The 15926-nt window shown below is 46.9% G+C and carries 13 protein-coding genes; 9 read left to right on the forward strand and 4 right to left on the reverse strand.

Annotated features, from left to right (window positions below; all coding sequences use genetic code 11):
* The first annotated feature begins 150 nt into the window (after positions 1-150).
* The 5 genes from gpt to BM099_RS00200 all read left to right on the forward strand — a co-directional run bounded on the left by gpt (position 151) and on the right by BM099_RS00200 (position 5344).
* A complete protein-coding gene (gene gpt / locus BM099_RS00180; protein WP_090722890.1) occupies positions 151-660 on the forward strand; it encodes a xanthine phosphoribosyltransferase in 510 nt (169 codons plus the stop codon).
* A 45-nt stretch (positions 661-705) separates the two neighbouring features.
* A complete protein-coding gene (locus tag BM099_RS00185; RefSeq protein ID WP_090722898.1) occupies positions 706-1791 on the forward strand; it encodes a BMP family ABC transporter substrate-binding protein in 1086 nt (361 codons plus the stop codon).
* Between the two features lie 92 nt (positions 1792-1883).
* Positions 1884-2876 (forward strand): adenosine deaminase, encoded by a 993-nt coding sequence (locus tag BM099_RS00190; protein ID WP_090724111.1) that lies wholly within the window; start codon positions 1884-1886, stop codon positions 2874-2876.
* A 153-nt stretch (positions 2877-3029) separates the two neighbouring features.
* Positions 3030-4010: a serine/threonine protein kinase gene (locus tag BM099_RS00195; protein WP_090722901.1), complete on the forward strand. Its 981-nt coding sequence runs from the start codon at positions 3030-3032 to the stop codon at positions 4008-4010.
* A gap of 8 nt (positions 4011-4018) precedes the next feature.
* On the forward strand, positions 4019-5344 hold the full coding sequence (locus BM099_RS00200) for a hypothetical protein (RefSeq protein WP_090722905.1): 1326 nt from the start codon (positions 4019-4021) through the stop codon (positions 5342-5344).
* A 24-nt stretch (positions 5345-5368) separates the two neighbouring features.
* Here the strand turns inward: BM099_RS00200 and mnmE are convergent, their stop codons facing one another.
* From mnmE to rpmH, 4 genes are all read right to left on the reverse strand, one after another.
* The gene (mnmE, locus tag BM099_RS00205) at positions 5369-6736 is read right to left on the reverse strand and encodes a tRNA uridine-5-carboxymethylaminomethyl(34) synthesis GTPase MnmE (protein WP_090722908.1); all 1368 of its coding nucleotides are present in this window, start codon (positions 6734-6736) and stop codon (positions 5369-5371) included.
* Between the two features lie 71 nt (positions 6737-6807).
* A complete protein-coding gene (yidC, locus tag BM099_RS00210) occupies positions 6808-8472 on the reverse strand; it encodes a membrane protein insertase YidC (protein ID WP_090722911.1) in 1665 nt (554 codons plus the stop codon).
* A 13-nt stretch (positions 8473-8485) separates the two neighbouring features.
* A complete protein-coding gene (gene rnpA / locus BM099_RS00215) occupies positions 8486-8863 on the reverse strand; it encodes a ribonuclease P protein component (protein WP_090722914.1) in 378 nt (125 codons plus the stop codon).
* 30 nt (positions 8864-8893) lie between these two features.
* On the reverse strand, positions 8894-9028 hold the full coding sequence (gene rpmH, locus BM099_RS00220) for a 50S ribosomal protein L34 (protein ID WP_054339742.1): 135 nt from the start codon (positions 9026-9028) through the stop codon (positions 8894-8896).
* Positions 9029-9506: 478 nt separating this feature from the next.
* Between rpmH and dnaA the strand changes: the two genes are divergently transcribed.
* From dnaA to gyrB, 4 genes are read left to right on the forward strand one after another with little or no spacing between them, the layout of a single operon-like run.
* Positions 9507-11024: a chromosomal replication initiator protein DnaA gene (gene dnaA, locus BM099_RS00225; protein ID WP_090722917.1), complete on the forward strand. Its 1518-nt coding sequence runs from the start codon at positions 9507-9509 to the stop codon at positions 11022-11024.
* Between the two features lie 28 nt (positions 11025-11052).
* Positions 11053-12156, forward strand: a complete 1104-nt coding sequence (gene dnaN, locus BM099_RS00230; RefSeq protein ID WP_090722921.1) for a DNA polymerase III subunit beta — start codon at positions 11053-11055, stop codon at positions 12154-12156.
* Positions 12157-12203: 47 nt separating this feature from the next.
* A complete protein-coding gene (gene recF / locus BM099_RS00235; RefSeq protein ID WP_090722923.1) occupies positions 12204-13295 on the forward strand; it encodes a DNA replication/repair protein RecF in 1092 nt (363 codons plus the stop codon).
* A 14-nt stretch (positions 13296-13309) separates the two neighbouring features.
* Complete coding sequence (gyrB, locus tag BM099_RS00240; RefSeq protein WP_090722926.1) at positions 13310-15730, forward strand: DNA topoisomerase (ATP-hydrolyzing) subunit B; 2421 nt, start codon at positions 13310-13312, stop codon at positions 15728-15730.
* Positions 15731-15926: the final 196 nt, after the last annotated feature.

Genomic DNA, 15926 nt, shown 5'->3' on the forward strand with positions numbered 1-15926 from the left:
AACATCGCGTACCTGAGGAAAGACTGGTACAGGGGAGCAGAACATTTATACACTAGAAAAACCTAACTTTTAGGTTATGATTTCTGACAGTGTTATGTCTTGTCATCTTTTTATAAGACATATGTAATGTTGATTGATGAGGAATAATTGATGGGACAGTCGCCTTACCGTAAAGATTTTCCGGTTACCTGGGAGGAGCTTCACCGTAACTCCCGTGCGCTTTCATGGCGGTTGCTGGAGTTAGGCCCGTGGAAAGGGATTATAGCGATCACGCGAGGAGGCCTGGTGCCTGCCGCGATTCTTGCTCGTGAGCTGGATATCCGTTTGATCGATACCGTCTGCATCACCAGTTATGCGGCGAGTCAAGAAGGTGATGCGGCGACGCATCAGGGAGAACTGAACATTCTTAAAGGTGTTGAAGGCGACGGTGAAGGCTTTTTGCTGGTGGATGACTTAGTTGATACGGGTAAAACAGCGCGATGTGTTCGTGAAATGCTACCTAAAGCGCATTTCGTCACCTTATATGCTAAACCTGCTGGCCGGCCTTTAGTAGATACTTATGTAATGGAAGTGAGCCAGGATACCTGGATTCGTTTTCCATGGGATATGGATTATACCTTCGCTACACCGTTGGCTGACCGGGCAAACAATGCTGGCTGAGCATTTTAGTCAATAATAAAAAGTATTCTAACGAGGATTTCCGTAATGAAAAAAATCGTCTTAAAAAAATTCCTGACAGGCTTAATGGCTGCTGTGGCTATAGTGGCGGCACTGGGTGTTCAGGCAGCGGAGCCTTTTAAAGTAGGTTTTGTATACGTAGGGCCGATAGGCGATCATGGCTGGAGTTATCAACATGATCAGGGACGTTTGGCTTTAGAAAAGCATTTTGGCGATAAGGTGAAAACGACTTACGTTGAAAACGTACCCGAAGGCGCGGATGCTGAGCGTGTTATCCGTAATCTTGCTAAAACCGGCCACGATCTGATTTTTACAACCTCGTTTGGTTTTATGAATCCTACCCTGAAAGTAGCCAAACGCTTCCCAAAAGTGACGTTTGAACACGCGACGGGATACAAGTTGTCAAAAAACGTCGGTACTTATATCTCTAATACCTACGAAGGTCGCTATATCGCGGGCTTTACGGCCGCGAAAATGACTAAATCTAACAAAATTGGTTTTATCGCCTCCTTCCCTATTCCTGAGGTTATTCGTGATATCAATGCGGTACAGTTGGCGTTGAATAAATATAACCCGGATGCTGAGCTGAAAATCATCTGGGTCAATAGCTGGTTCGATCCGGGTAAAGAAGCGGATGCCGCCAATGCAATGATGGATCAGGGTGTGGATATTATTTTGCAGCACACGGATAGCCCGGCAGCGATGCAAGCAGCCGACAGACGGGGTGCATTTGCAGTAGGTCAGGCATCTGATATGTCTAAGTTTGGTAAAAAAGCGCACATATTTTCGGTTGTGGATAACTGGTCTCCTTTCTACATCAAACGTGTTCAGCAAGTTATGGATGGTACCTGGAAGTCGGAAGATCATTGGGGTGGAATGGCAGAAGAAGAGATCGTTATCCCTGAATTCAGTGATAGCATCCCAGCGGATATTGTTGCTGAGGCTCAAGCGCTGATCGCCCAGATCAAAGCAGGAACTCTGCACCCATTTGCCGGTCCGATAAAAAATAAGGCCGGTGAACTTATAGTGGCTGAAGGCGAAATTTTACCGCATGCTGATCTGGCGGGTATTAATTGGTTTGTAGAAGGTGTGCCTAGTGAGATTCCGAAGTAATCAGGACTAATAACCTAAATGACACCAGGGGGCTTATGCCCCCTTTTTTAAATCTATTTTTAGGCTAATTTCAGGGAGCTTTTATGATGAACATGACCGATTTTATTACACAGCTGCCTAAAGCTGAGTTGCATCTTCATCTGGAAGGCAGCCTGGAGCCCGCACTGATGATGCAGCTGGCGAATCGAAACGGCATCACGCTCCCCTATGCTGATATAGCGGCCATTAAAGCCGCTTATCAATTCAGTAATTTGCAGGATTTTCTCGATATATATTATCAAGGCGCCAATGTATTACAGACCGAGCAGGATTTTTTTGATTTAACCTGGGCGTATCTGCTGCGTTGTAAAGCGCAAGGCGTGGTGCATACCGAGCCGTTTTTTGATCCGCAAACTCATACGGATAGAGGTATTTCTTTTAAGGTCTTGATCAAGGGTATCAGCGCTGCCTTAAAACAGGCCGAAACTGAGTTGGGTATCAGTAGCTACCTGATACTCTCCTTTTTACGTCATTTATCCGAAGAAGCCGCTTTTGAAACGTTAGAGATGGCCATGCCATATCGTGATCAGTTTATTGCGGTGGGCTTAGACAGCTCTGAAATGGGCCATCCTCCGGAGAAGTTTCAGCGTGTCTTTGCCAAAGCTCGCGCCAAAGGCTTTAAAACAGTCGCTCATGCGGGTGAAGAAGGCCCGCCAGCATATGTGTGGTCAGCATTAGATCAGCTCAATGTAGATCGTATCGACCATGGCGTGCGTGCTTATGAGGATGCCGAATTGATGCAACGTTTGATCGATGAGCAGATCCCACTGACGGTTTGCCCGCTATCGAATACGCGCTTAAAAGTCTTCGCAGATATGTCTGACCACACGATATTAAAAATGCTCGATCAAGGCGTTATGGTGACGGTTAATTCTGACGATCCTGCTTATTTTGGTGGCTATGTCGCGGAGAACTATATGGCTTTATATGAATCGTTGGCGATGTCACCTGCTCAGGCCCGGCAGTTGGCTATCAACAGTATTAAGGCTAGTTTTTTGCCGGATGAAAGAAAACTTTCTATCATCCAACAGATCAGGAATGTTTAACGTCCACTGTGTTAGTTCCAGATGATGTGTTTTTATAAAATCTATTTATAAAAACTGCTGCTGAACACATTGAGCGCGCTATTGCGTCGCTCAGGGTTTACTATATGAGGTTCGTTTTTCAATGCTTACATTACCGGATTCGACGCTAGTCTTATGAATAAACAGCCCTTTTTTGAATTGACACCGGATACCGTTCTTGACGCAGTGGAGTCGCTTGGGTATTTAAGTGACGGTCGTATCATGGCGCTAAACAGTTATGAAAACCGCGTTTATCAGGTAGGTATTGAAGAAAAAACACCATTAATTGCCAAGTTCTACCGACCACAGCGTTGGAGTAACGAGCAGATTATCGAAGAACATCAGTTTATGTATGAGCTGGTGGAGCAGGAACTGTCGGTTGTTGCACCGATGAAAAATGAGATCGACGAGAGTTTATTTACGTTCAAAGATTTCCGTTTCTCATTATTTGAGCGCCGCGGCGGCCGGGCGCCAGAGCTGGATGACCCCGAGCATCAGTTTCAGTTAGGGCGAACGATTGGACGAATACATCACATAAGCCAGGTACGGCCTTTTATCCACAGACCTGCTTTGGATATTCAAAGCTATGGTGTGGATAGCGCGGCTTTTATCAGCCAGGAATTTATCCCTAAATCATTAAAAAATGCTTACGACAGCCTCACCTCAGATCTGTTGCGTGAAATTGACGCCGCTTTTAAGCGTGCCGGAGCTGTGAAGCAAATCCGTGTGCATGGCGATTGCCATGCCGGCAATATCCTGTGGCGGGATAATACGCCTCATTTTGTTGATTTTGACGATGCGCGCATGGCACCTGCTATTCAGGATTTGTGGATGTTTTTGACGGGAGATCGTCAACAACAGCAGCTACAAATTGGCGAAGTCATAGAAGGCTATAATGAGTTTTCCGATTTTAATCCCCGTGAACTGCATTTAATAGAAGCGTTACGTACTTTACGAATGATGCACTATGCGGCCTGGATTGCTCGCCGCTGGGATGATCCCGCTTTTCCGCATAATTTTTCATGGTTCAATACCGAGCGCTACTGGGGGGAGCATCTGTTGCAGCTTAGGGAGCAGTTTTCTGCTTTGCAGGAACCCGTGCTGCGGCTATTGTGAGATGAAAGATGTCGAATAATCAGGCGATTATACAACAACAGAGTCCACTCCATATCCGCCTGGCTGGTCTTACGCTGTTTGTGATGATCGTGTTATCTGTCATCACTGGTTTAACGGCTACTCTACCCAGTTGGTGGGCGGGAATTGTGGGTTGGTTGGCAGCTATTTTATTGTTACACCGTGTACGGCCGATGCAATTGCTGCAATCTGGCTTGATGTTACTGGTAGGTGTTGTCTGTTTGTTTTGGAGTTATGCACAGGGTGCACCGACATCCTGGTTGAAAGCGCTGAGCGCGAACCAGGCATTAGTCACTATGCTGGCATCTGTCAGCTTTTTACGCTTGGTTGCGGCCTCGGCGTTGAGTGATGAACGATCCGAACCCCAGGGTAGGAAAGCTTTCTGGAAAACTTTACTCGGGGTGCATCTGTTCGGATCGGTTATCAACCTGTCGGCGCTGATGATTATGGCGGAACAGCTGAATCAGAAACAACCTTTAACGATGACGCAGGCGGCCACCCTTTCTCGCGGTTTTGGTACAGCGGCACTTTGGTCGCCTTTTTTTGCTGCGATGGGGGTAGCGCTGATTAATGCTCCCGGAGCACATCTGTTTATTTTAGCCATGGCTGGTTTGCCCATCGCGGCCGTTGCTCTGTGGATTGCCGGAACAGAAATCAGCAAGGAAATAGAGGTCGGGGAGTTCAAAGGTTATCCGTTGGATCTGTCGGCCTTATGGATGCCATCATTTCTCGGAATATCGATCATGGCGTGCCATTTTTTGTTGCCGCTGGTGCCGGTGCTGACGCTGATCTCGTTACTATCGATTACCTTGCCTTTGTTGTTGCTGGTGCTTTGGCAACGCTCGGCCGGTATTGCCTCGTATAAAAATCATATCGTGAATGTGATTCCGAATATCGGCTCAGAACTGCTGTTGTTTCTGTCGGCGGGTGTCTTGGCAGTGGGAATCGGCGTACTGATGACGTCAGCTAATTTATCGCTCGGAATAAGTAGTTTTGGCCCGTGGCAAGCGAGCGGCTTATTGATTATATCGGTCACTCTGGCGGTTCTCGGTGTGCATCCTGTCATCACTATCGCCACAGCAGGCGGCTTACTCGCCAATCTTAATGCCGCGCCAGATCTGTTGGCCATGACCTTCCTGATGTGCTGGGCCGGAGGGGTGATTGCGTCGCCACTCTCAGGGATGCATTTGACACTCTCGGGACGTTTTAATATCAGCAACTTCGGCCTGTTTATGCGTAACCGGATATTTTCAGTAAAATTTTTACTGTTGCAGATCCTGTTTTTACACCTCTATGATGCGATAGGCGTGCTATAACCTTAATCCCAGCAAGATATTAGTTCACTTGCCAATGCAGAAGCTTGAAAAAATTCTACCTAACAGATCATCATTACTGAACTGACCGGTTATCTCTCCTAGGGCTTGCTGGGCTTGTCTCAGGTCCTCGGCGAGTAGTTCGCCGGCACCGTTGTAGATTAACTGCTCACGGCCGGTTTCCAGCAGTCGTGAGGCGGTATTTAACGCCTCAAGGTGGCGGCGCCGTGCCAGAAACCCACCTTCGGTGGTGGCTTGGTAGCCCATGCAGGTTTTCAGGTGATCGCGTAACGTTTCTATCCCCTCACCCGCTTTGGCTGAAAGGTTGATTAAGGTGTGGCCGTGTACTTCTTGTAAGCCGCATCCTTCTCCGCTAAGATCCGATTTGTTGCGAATAACTGTGATCTTGCTTTGATCTTTCAGCTTCTCGACAAATTCTGGCCAGATCTGCTGCGGGTCATCCGCATGTGTTTTGGTGCTGTCTACCATCAACAGTACCCTATCCGCTTTATGGATTTCTTCCCAGGCACGGCTAATACCAATACGTTCGACTTCATCGGGTGCGTCACGCAATCCGGCGGTATCGATAATGTGCAGTGGCATGCCGTCAATGTGGATATGTTCACGCAATACATCACGTGTAGTCCCTTCAATATCGGTGACAATCGCCGTTTCCCGTCCTGCGAGTGCATTCAGCAGGCTGGACTTACCGGCGTTAGGACGGCCGGCAATAACAACGCTCATGCCTTCGCGGATCAAGCTACCCTGCTTGGCTTCATCTTGTACTGCATCGAGGTTAGCAATGATGGCATGCAGGTCTGCAAGTACTTTGCCGTCAGCGAGAAAGTCGATCTCCTCCTCGGGGAAGTCGATAGCGGCTTCTACATAGATGCGTAACTGGATGAGCGACTCTACCAAGGTATCGATACGGCGCGAGAACTCTCCCTGCAGAGAGCGTAACGCACAACGCGCGGCTTGCTGTGAGGAGCTGTCAATTAAGTCGGCAATTGCTTCCGCCTGCGCTAAGTCGAGTTTGTCATTTAAAAAAGCGCGTTCAGAAAATTCCCCCGGCCGGGCGAGTCGGGCACCGAGTGATTGAACACGTTGAAGCAGAAAATCCATGACTACAGGGCCGCCGTGCCCTTGTAACTCCAGAATATCCTCACCGGTAAATGAGTTTGGACCGGGGAAATACAGTGCAATGCCTTCGTCCAACTCGTTGCCTTGTACATCTTTGAAAGGACCGTAGTGTGCATAACGCGGTTTGGGCAGATAACCTAACACCTGTTCAGCTATTTCAGCTGCTTTTGGACCTGATACACGAATAATCCCCACACCTCCACGCCCGGGGGCAGTCGCTTGTGCGGCGATGGTTTCTTGAGATATCAGGCTCATAAGTACTCCATTTTTCTGGCGACATTGAAAAAGGCTCCCGCAGGAGCCTTTCTTGTGTTCGTTGCGCTATGTTAAGACGCGACAGGTTCCGCTTCAATCTGTTTGTTAATCACATATTGCTGTGCGATTGACAGAATGTTGTTAACTACCCAGTACAGCGTCAGACCTGCAGGGAACCACAGGAAGAAGAAGGTGAACAGGATAGGCAACATCTTCATTACTTTAGCCTGCATCGGGTCCGGAGGCGTTGGGTTCAGCGATTGCTGAATAAACATACTCACGCCCATGATGATCGGCAGAATGAAGTAAGGATCTTTTGTTGAAAGGTCAGTCAGGTACAGGAACTCAGCGTGACGCAATTCTACCGATTCCATCAGTACCCAGTACAAAGAGATGAAGATAGGCATCTGCGCGACGATAGGTAAACACCCTCCGAGCGGATTTATCTTCTCTTTCTTGTACAGTTCCATCATTGCCTGAGACATCTTCTGGCGGTCACCACCATGAAGCTCTTTCAAGCGTGTCATCTCTGGACCGAACTTACGCATTTTAGCCATGGATTTGAAGGCTTTAGCGTTTAACTGGAAGAGCAATGCTTTCACGAGGATGGTGATACAAATAATAGTCAGACCCCAGTTGCCGACAATACCGTGAATCCATTTAAGAACGACATACAGGGGCGATGCAATCCACCATAACCAACCGTAATCAAGGGTTAGTTCAAGGTTTGGAGCCGCGGCTTCCATCTGATCAACATCTTTAGGGCCTGCATAGAAAGATGCAGATACCGTTTTTTCGCTGCCGGCAGGTACTTCAAAAGCAGGCGAAACAAAACCAGCGATATAGTTACCGTTCAACTTGCGGGTGCTGTAAGTATATTCAGCGCCGGGTGCAGGAATCCATGCACTCAGGAAGTAATGCTGAATCATACCCGCCCAGCCATCAGGCGTGGTTGCATTGAAGTTGACTTCATCAACATCATCGAAAGAGTATTTTTGATACTTATTTTCAGCGGTAGAGAAGACAGGTCCTAAGTAAGACTGCATTCCCATATCAGTAGATGAGTTTGGATCTGAGCTTTGGTCGCGCTTGATCTGAGCGAACAGGTTCGCCTGGAAGAGTTCAGCAGATCCATTATTTACGATATATTCATGCCCAATAGTGTATGAGCCTTTGCTAAAGATATATCGCTTAGTGATGGTAACGCCATTCGGGTTAGTTAATAGCAAGTCGACATTGAAGCTATCTTTATCACCCAGCGTAAATTCGTTGCTTTCTACTACATAGGTTGGGCGACCATCCGGACTCGCATCTGGACCGTTTTTGCCCACCAAGCCGCTTTGGGATACGTAGGTGCGACCAGGTGTTTGTTCTAGCAGAATAAATGGAAGTGGACTGCCTAACGATGCTTTGTATGCTGGCAGGGCAACTTGAATGATATCACCGCCTTTGGCATCTATAAGCACGTCCAGAACATCAGTTTTTACCGTAATAAGCTGTGCTTTAGGCGTGCTTATTGGCGTTGTTTCGGTAATAGGTAAGTCACCAGAAACGCTTTTTTCGGTATTTACTGCGGTTGGGAGATCACTGCTTGTCGCTGCGCTGCCATAGACAGATACAGAAGCAGCCGGGGCTTGTGCTGTTGGTTGCTGACCGTAATCTTCATTCCACTGTAAGACCAGCATGTATGAGATAAGTGCCAGAGCGGCAACTAGTATGACTCGCTGTACATCCATAAGTTTAAGACCGTTAATCTTGCTTGTTAAGTACGTGTTTGGATTTTTTATTCAACCGAGACCAGCATTTTACGGCAAGGCGATGTAAATCGCATCCGCTCATATCCCCTAATCCTGGGCGTGCCAGAATAATTATATCGACGGGTGGTAAATCATGCTGATTAAGGCGAAATGACTCGCGAATGATACGCCGAACATGATTACGTTTCACTGCTCTACGTACATTTTTTTTTGATATTACAAACCCGAGACGTGGATGTTCGAGTCCGTTATGACGGGCGAGTATGAGAATTTTCTGGTCTGGTACTTTAATAGTTACACTATCAAAGACCTTTTGAAAATCCCCGGCAGTCAGCAGGCGCAGCTGTCGGGGATATCCGAATTCGGTCATTCAACTACCAGATCCGGCCGCTGTCTGTTATTAAGCAGACAGACGTGCGCGGCCTTTAGCACGACGGCGATTGATAACTGCGCGACCACTTTTAGTAGCCATGCGAGCACGGAAGCCGTGAGTACGAGCACGTTTTAATACGCTTGGTTGAAAAGTTCTTTTCATGAGTCAGTCCTACTATTAACGCTTGTTTAGGTGCTCGGTTATTAGCTGGCTGAAGCCTACAGAGCAAAATTAAGACGCGAAAGTCTAGTGAATTAATTTATATAATTCAAATGCTTTTTTAACTAATAACGTAATTACTTGTAAGAATGAGTGTCGGATGGGGTTGATTCATCGGTGAATAACAAGCACTGAATAAAAATGTTTATAACGCCTGTATTGTATTTATAACAATGGGTTACCCTGTGAATAATCTGTTAGATATCGTGTTTGTTTGTTGTATATAAGTGCTGATTTGTTTAATAAGTAATCAAAACATGCGTCTTTTAGTCGGTTATTTTATTTTGACCTGCCGTTTTTAATATTTTCAGCCGTCGTGTGGATAACTGATGTGTATCACTGTAGAATAGCCGCGACATAACAGTCACTTACGTTGACTTACGTTGTTTTTGGCGCGTCACTATTTTTTTGCGGAGAATCTATGTCGGGAGATTTGTGGGAGCGTTGCTTGCCTAGCTTGCAAAGTGAATTCCCTGCCCAGCAATACAATACCTGGATTCGCCCTTTAAGTGCTGATGATAGTTCCGGCTCTTTGGTGGTTCTTTTTGCACCGAATCGATTCGTCCGTGACTGGGTTAACGACAAATTTTTATCTCGTATCCGGCAAGTTATTTGCGATGTTTCTGGTGATATCAGTATTGATGTCAGGATAGAAATTGCTGCCGTTGGTTCTGCGTCAACAACCGCCCGCAGGATGCCTCCGCGCCCTCGCCCTGTTGCACCGCCTGCAGCGCCTGCATATGCCGATACGGTTCAAACTGAGTATCAGCCAGCGCAAAGAAATACAGATCAAAACAAAGAAGTAAGTGCTCACTCCGGCTCTGGATCCCTCATACAGGCTCCTCAGTTGGAACTCGATGTCGGCTTATCTGAACCCGATAGAGCCGTTGAGGTGGATGTAGAAGGTGGTTTACGCCATCAATCTAATTTAAACAGAGCCTTTACTTTTGAGTCCTTCGTACAGGGCAAATCAAACCAACTGGCATTGGCGGCCGCACAGCAAGTTGCAGATAACCCCGGTGGCGCTTACAACCCTCTCTTTATATATGGCGGCGTTGGCTTAGGTAAAACTCACTTAATGCATGCCGTTGGCATGGAAATGTTGCGCCAGAATCCGAATGCTCGCATTGTTTATTTGCATTCAGAGCGCTTTGTAGCGGACATGGTTAAAGCATTACAGCTGAATGCGATTAATGACTTTAAGCGTTATTATCGCTCGGTTGATGCGCTGCTTATTGATGATATTCAGTTCTTTGCTGGTAAAGAGCGCTCGCAGGAAGAGTTTTTCCACACCTTTAATGCCTTGCTTGAAGGCGGCCAACAGATGATTCTGACCAGTGATCGTTATCCGAAAGAGATAAACGGTGTTGAGGATCGTCTCAAATCACGTTTTGGCTGGGGACTAACGGTGGCTGTTGAGCCGCCTGAATTGGAAACGCGTGCTGCCATCGTGATGAAAAAAGCCGAAGAAGCTAAAATTATCCTCCCGGATGATGCTGCTTTCTTTCTGGCACAAAAAATCAGATCCAACGTCCGTGAGCTTGAAGGCGCCCTGAAACGGGTCATTGCCAACGCGCATTTTACAGGTAATGCAATAACTACGCCTTTCATTAAAGAATCATTGAAAGACTTACTGGCATTACAGGATAAACAAGTTAGTATTGACAATATTCAGCGTGTGGTCGCGGAGTATTATAAAATTAAGATATCCGATTTGTTATCCAAGCGAAGAAGTCGCTCGGTAGCACGTCCCCGTCAGGTCGCCATGAGTATTTCCAAAGAACTGACCAATCACAGTTTACCTGAGATTGGCAATGCCTTTGGTGGTCGCGATCATACGACGGTTTTACACGCTTGCCGTAAAATCAAAGAGTTGCGGGAAAGCGATACGGATATCCGAGAAGATTATCAGAACCTGCTACGTCATCTGACGGCGTAGTATCGGAGCGGAATAAGGGTAGGTTGCCATGAAATTCGTTATTTCACGTGAAGCACTGATTAAACCGCTGCAATTGGTAGCGGGTGTAGTAGAGCGTCGTCAGACACTTCCGGTGTTGTCCAATATTTTATTGGTCGCTGAAGATCATAAGCTGTCCATGACAGGAACTGATCTTGAAGTAGAGCTGGTTGGTTGTGTCACGCTTGATGAGCCGGCTGAGCCAGGTTCGGTGACAGTGCCTGCGCGTAAACTTATGGATATTTGTAAATCACTGCCGGATGATTCACAAATTGAGATGGCACTGACTGGCCAGAAGATGGTTATTAAGTCAGGCCGTAGCCGCTTTTCGCTGTCTACACTGCCAGCTGCTGAGTTTCCGAATGTTGAAGACAGTCCGCAGACATTTGATCTGACACTCTCGCAAGGTCAACTTCGTTATTTGATTGAGCAAACGGGCTTTTCGATGGCTCAGCAGGATGTGCGTTATTACCTGAACGGTATGCTGCTTGAAATTGCTGACGGTTCATTGCGCACGGTTGCGACCGATGGACATCGACTGGCGACCAGTGTTGCCAATGTTGAAACGGATCAGCAATCCGCACAACAGATTATCGTGCCACGTAAAGGCATTCTGGAATTGGCGCGCTTACTTCAGCATGGTGATGAACCCCTGAAACTGGTTGTGGGCGCTAATCATATCCGCGCACATGTCGGCGAATTCATCTTTACCTCTAAACTTGTTGATGGAAAATTTCCTGATTATCAGCGTGTTATCCCGCGCAACGGCGACAAGTTTGTATTGGGGGATCGCCAGGCGTTGCGAAAAGTATTCAGCCGTATCGCGATTCTATCTAACGAGAAATATCGCGGCGTTCGTTTAACATTAACCAGTGGTTTTCTGCAGGTTATGGCTAATAACCCAGAGCAAGAAGAAGCAGAAGAAACGATTGCGATCGATTATGAGGGAGACTCTCTTGAGATCGGTTTCAATGTTAACTACTTGCTGGATGCGCTTTCTATTCTTAATTCAGATATTGTTCGCTTTACCTTGTCGGATTCCAATAGCAGTGCGTTGATTGAAGGGCTCGATGAGCAGGGAAATCTTTACGTTGTTATGCCGATGCGAATGTAAGATAGGATGATCTGTGTGGAGCCGTTTTAGGCTTCACGCAACACTTTATGCCAATCAGATCTCTCTCCGTAGAAAAGATACGTAATATCTCTGCACTGTCTTTCGAACCCTCCGAGCGAATTAATATCATTTATGGTGCCAATGGCAGTGGTAAAACCTCGCTGTTAGAGTCGTTGCACTTTCTTGGTCTGACGCGTTCCTTTCGTACTAATCAGTTCCGCTACCTGATAAGCGCTTCAGAAAGTCAGTCGTTGGTGTTCTCGACTATTGATGCCATGGGTAACGGTCAGGTTAAACCCCTGGGCGTGAGCCGCGATGTGTCGGGCGAAGTGAACATTCGTTATGGTGGAAATAGTATTGATCTGTCGGAGCTGGCAGGACTGATTCCACTGCAGTTAATTAATACGGATACTTTTGAATTATTGGAAGGTAGCCCCGCGACACGGCGTCAGTTTGTTGATTGGGGAGCGTTTCATTCAGAAACAGCCTTTATCCAGTTGTGGCGTGCTTTTAAGCGTGTATTACAACAGCGTAATTCTTTGCTGAAGTGTGGTAAAATTGATCCTGTTTTACGTCAGATATGGGATCAGGAATTTATTCTCTACGCCGAGCAGTTAACGAGCATGCGACAACGCTATATTGATTTGTTAATGCCCGATTTTGAAGAGATTTTATTAAGATTGGTGGGTGATTTGGCGATCACGCTGAAGTTCTCAGCGGGATGGGATAAAAAGCGGCCTCTGGATGAACTGTTATCAGAAAACTTACTCAGAGACCTGAAGCAGGGTTTTACCAGTATCGGCCCACAACGCGCCGATCTTAAAGTGAAATCTGAGGGAGTGAGTGCTGCAGAGCGCCTATCCCGAGGGCAGAAAAAACTAGTGGTTAGTGCATTGAAATTAGCACAAGGCGCTTTGTTTCATCGCTTAAGTAATCGCCCATGCGTTTATCTGATTGACGATTTGCCGTCAGAACTGGATGAACGCCATAGCCGTTTATTTTGTGAATTTTTAGAACAAACAAATAATCAATGCTTTATTACCTGTGTTGAACCAGACGCGTTAAGCAGATTCTGGAAAGCCGATACAGCAGTGGCCTATTTCAATATTGAAGCAGGCCAATTAGTACAAACACACTGAGTCAGGAGAGTGCCATGAGTGGCGAAGAGCAGAATTACGATTCCAACAGTATTAAGGTCCTTAAGGGGCTGGATGCGGTTCGTAAACGCCCAGGGATGTATATAGGTGATACAGACGATGGAAGCGGTCTGCACCACATGGTTTTCGAGATTGTGGATAACTCAATCGATGAAGCACTTGCTGGCCATTGCAGCGAGATTAGCGTCATTATCCATCCGGATGATAGTGTTTCCGTTTCAGATAATGGCCGTGGTATTCCTACCGGCATGCATGATGAGGAAGGCGTATCTGCTGCAGAAGTTATCATGACGGTTCTGCATGCCGGTGGTAAGTTCGATGACAACAGCTATAAAGTATCCGGTGGTTTGCACGGTGTAGGCGTCTCAGTTGTTAACGCACTTTCCGCTGAGCTGAAGCTGACAGTTCGCCGTGATGGCAAAGTACATGAACAGACTTATGTTCATGGTGTGCCTCAGGCTCCGCTTGCGATTGTCGGTGAAACTGACCAATCGGGTACAGAAGTAAGGTTTAAGCCATCAGAACAAACCTTCACGAATGTTGAGTTTCAGTTCGAGATATTGGCTAAACGTTTAAGAGAACTCTCTTTTCTTAACTCCGGTGTGCGTATTGTCCTGACAGACGAGCGCACTGCTCGTCAGGATATTTTTGAGTATACGGGGGGCTTGAGTGCGTTTGTTGAGTATCTGAATCAGAACAAAACCGCCGTCAATAAGGTCGTTCATCTGACCGGTATGCATGAAAATGGTGTGGGTGTTGAAATAGCACTGCAATGGAATGATACCTATCAAGAAAATCTTTACTGTTTCACCAACAACATTCCACAACGTGATGGTGGTACACATCTATCCGGTTTTCGTTCGGCACTGACGCGCTCACTTAATACTTATATTGAGCAAGAAGGTCTGAATAAAGGCAGTAAAGTCAGCACCTCGGGTGATGACAGCCGTGAAGGCATATGCGCTATCATCTCTGTTAAGGTGCCGGATCCTAAGTTCTCTTCGCAGACCAAAGACAAACTGGTGTCTTCAGAAGTTAAAACGGCTGTAGAGCAGATGTTTGCTCAGCACTTCAGCGATTATCTGCATGAAAATCCGCAAGAATCCAAAGCCATCGTTAATAAAATGATAGAAGCCGCGCGGGCACGTGAAGCGGCACGTAAAGCGCGTGATATGACACGTCGTAAAGGCGCACTGGATATTGCTGGTTTGCCGGGTAAACTGGCTGACTGTCAGGAAAAAGATCCCGCCCTTTCTGAACTGTACCTCGTAGAGGGTGATTCTGCGGGCGGTTCAGCTAAACAGGGACGCGACCGTCGGACACAAGCGATTCTGCCGTTGAAAGGTAAAATACTCAACGTAGAAAAAGCGCGTTTCGACAAGATGCTCTCCTCTGTTGAAGTCGGAACACTCATTACCGCATTGGGTTGTGGTATTGGCCGGGACGAATACAACCCGGATAAATTACGCTACCACAGCGTTATTATCATGACCGATGCCGACGTGGATGGATCCCACATCCGTACCCTGCTACTGACCTTCTTCTTCCGCCAAATGCCTGAACTGATCGAGCGTGGTTACATCTATATCGCTCAACCGCCGCTGTATAAGATCAAAAAAGGTAAGCAAGAACAGTATCTGAAAGATGATGATGCGTTAGAGAATTACCTGCTACAGGGTGCTTTGGATAACGCCAGCTTCCACGTACATGAAGGCGCACCGGCAATTTCTGGCGCGGCACTTGAGTCGCTGATTAATCAATATCGCGCTGTGGATAAGCACATTACACGTTTGAGCAAACTCTATCCGCCATCCGCATTAACACAGATGATTTATCAATCCGTATTGAGCGTAGATGATCTGGCTAAACCAGAAATCGTCGAGAGTTGGTTAAAAACACTGGTTGAAGCGATGGAATTACAGTCCAGTGTTAGTGAGCGCTATGAGTCTGAGTTGATTTACGATAAAGAACACAGTGTTTACCTGCCAAAGATTGTGCACATCAACCACGGCGTTGATACCAACTTTGTCTTTCGTAGAGACTTCTTCTCATCACGTGAATATGCCGCCATATCTGATCTGGCTAAGGTGCTGGAAGGCCTTCTGGAGCCCGGCGCATTCGTTAAACGCGGCGAGCGTACATTCCCTGTCACCTTCTTCAAAGATGGCATTAACTGGCTATTAGAGCAGTCTAAGCGTGGAAACTCGATACAGCGCTACAAAGGGCTGGGTGAAATGAACCCAGACCAGCTATGGGAAACCACCATGGACCCAGATGCGCGTCGTATGCTGCAGGTCACCATTGAAGACGCTATCTCAGCAGATCAGTTGTTCATCACACTGATGGGCGACGAAGTCGAACCAAGACGTGCCTTTATTGAAGCCAATGCGCTGCATGCGACGAATGTTGACGTTTAGGTTGTCTGTTTTGTCAAATCTCATGAAAGATGACATGCCGTCTCATTAGTGTGAAACGGCGTCTCATGAGAGATGAAATGAAAGCTAAAAAGCAGCCGTCACTGGCTGCTTTTTGGTTTGCTGAGGGAAAAATTTGTAACCTTGATAGCTCGCTTCTTTCTCCAGACTCCCCTTTGCCCTAAAGCCTTACTTGAGC

The sequence above is a fragment of the Neptunomonas qingdaonensis genome, assembly GCF_900113275.1.
GTDB lineage: Bacteria > Pseudomonadota > Gammaproteobacteria > Pseudomonadales > Balneatricaceae > Neptunomonas > Neptunomonas qingdaonensis.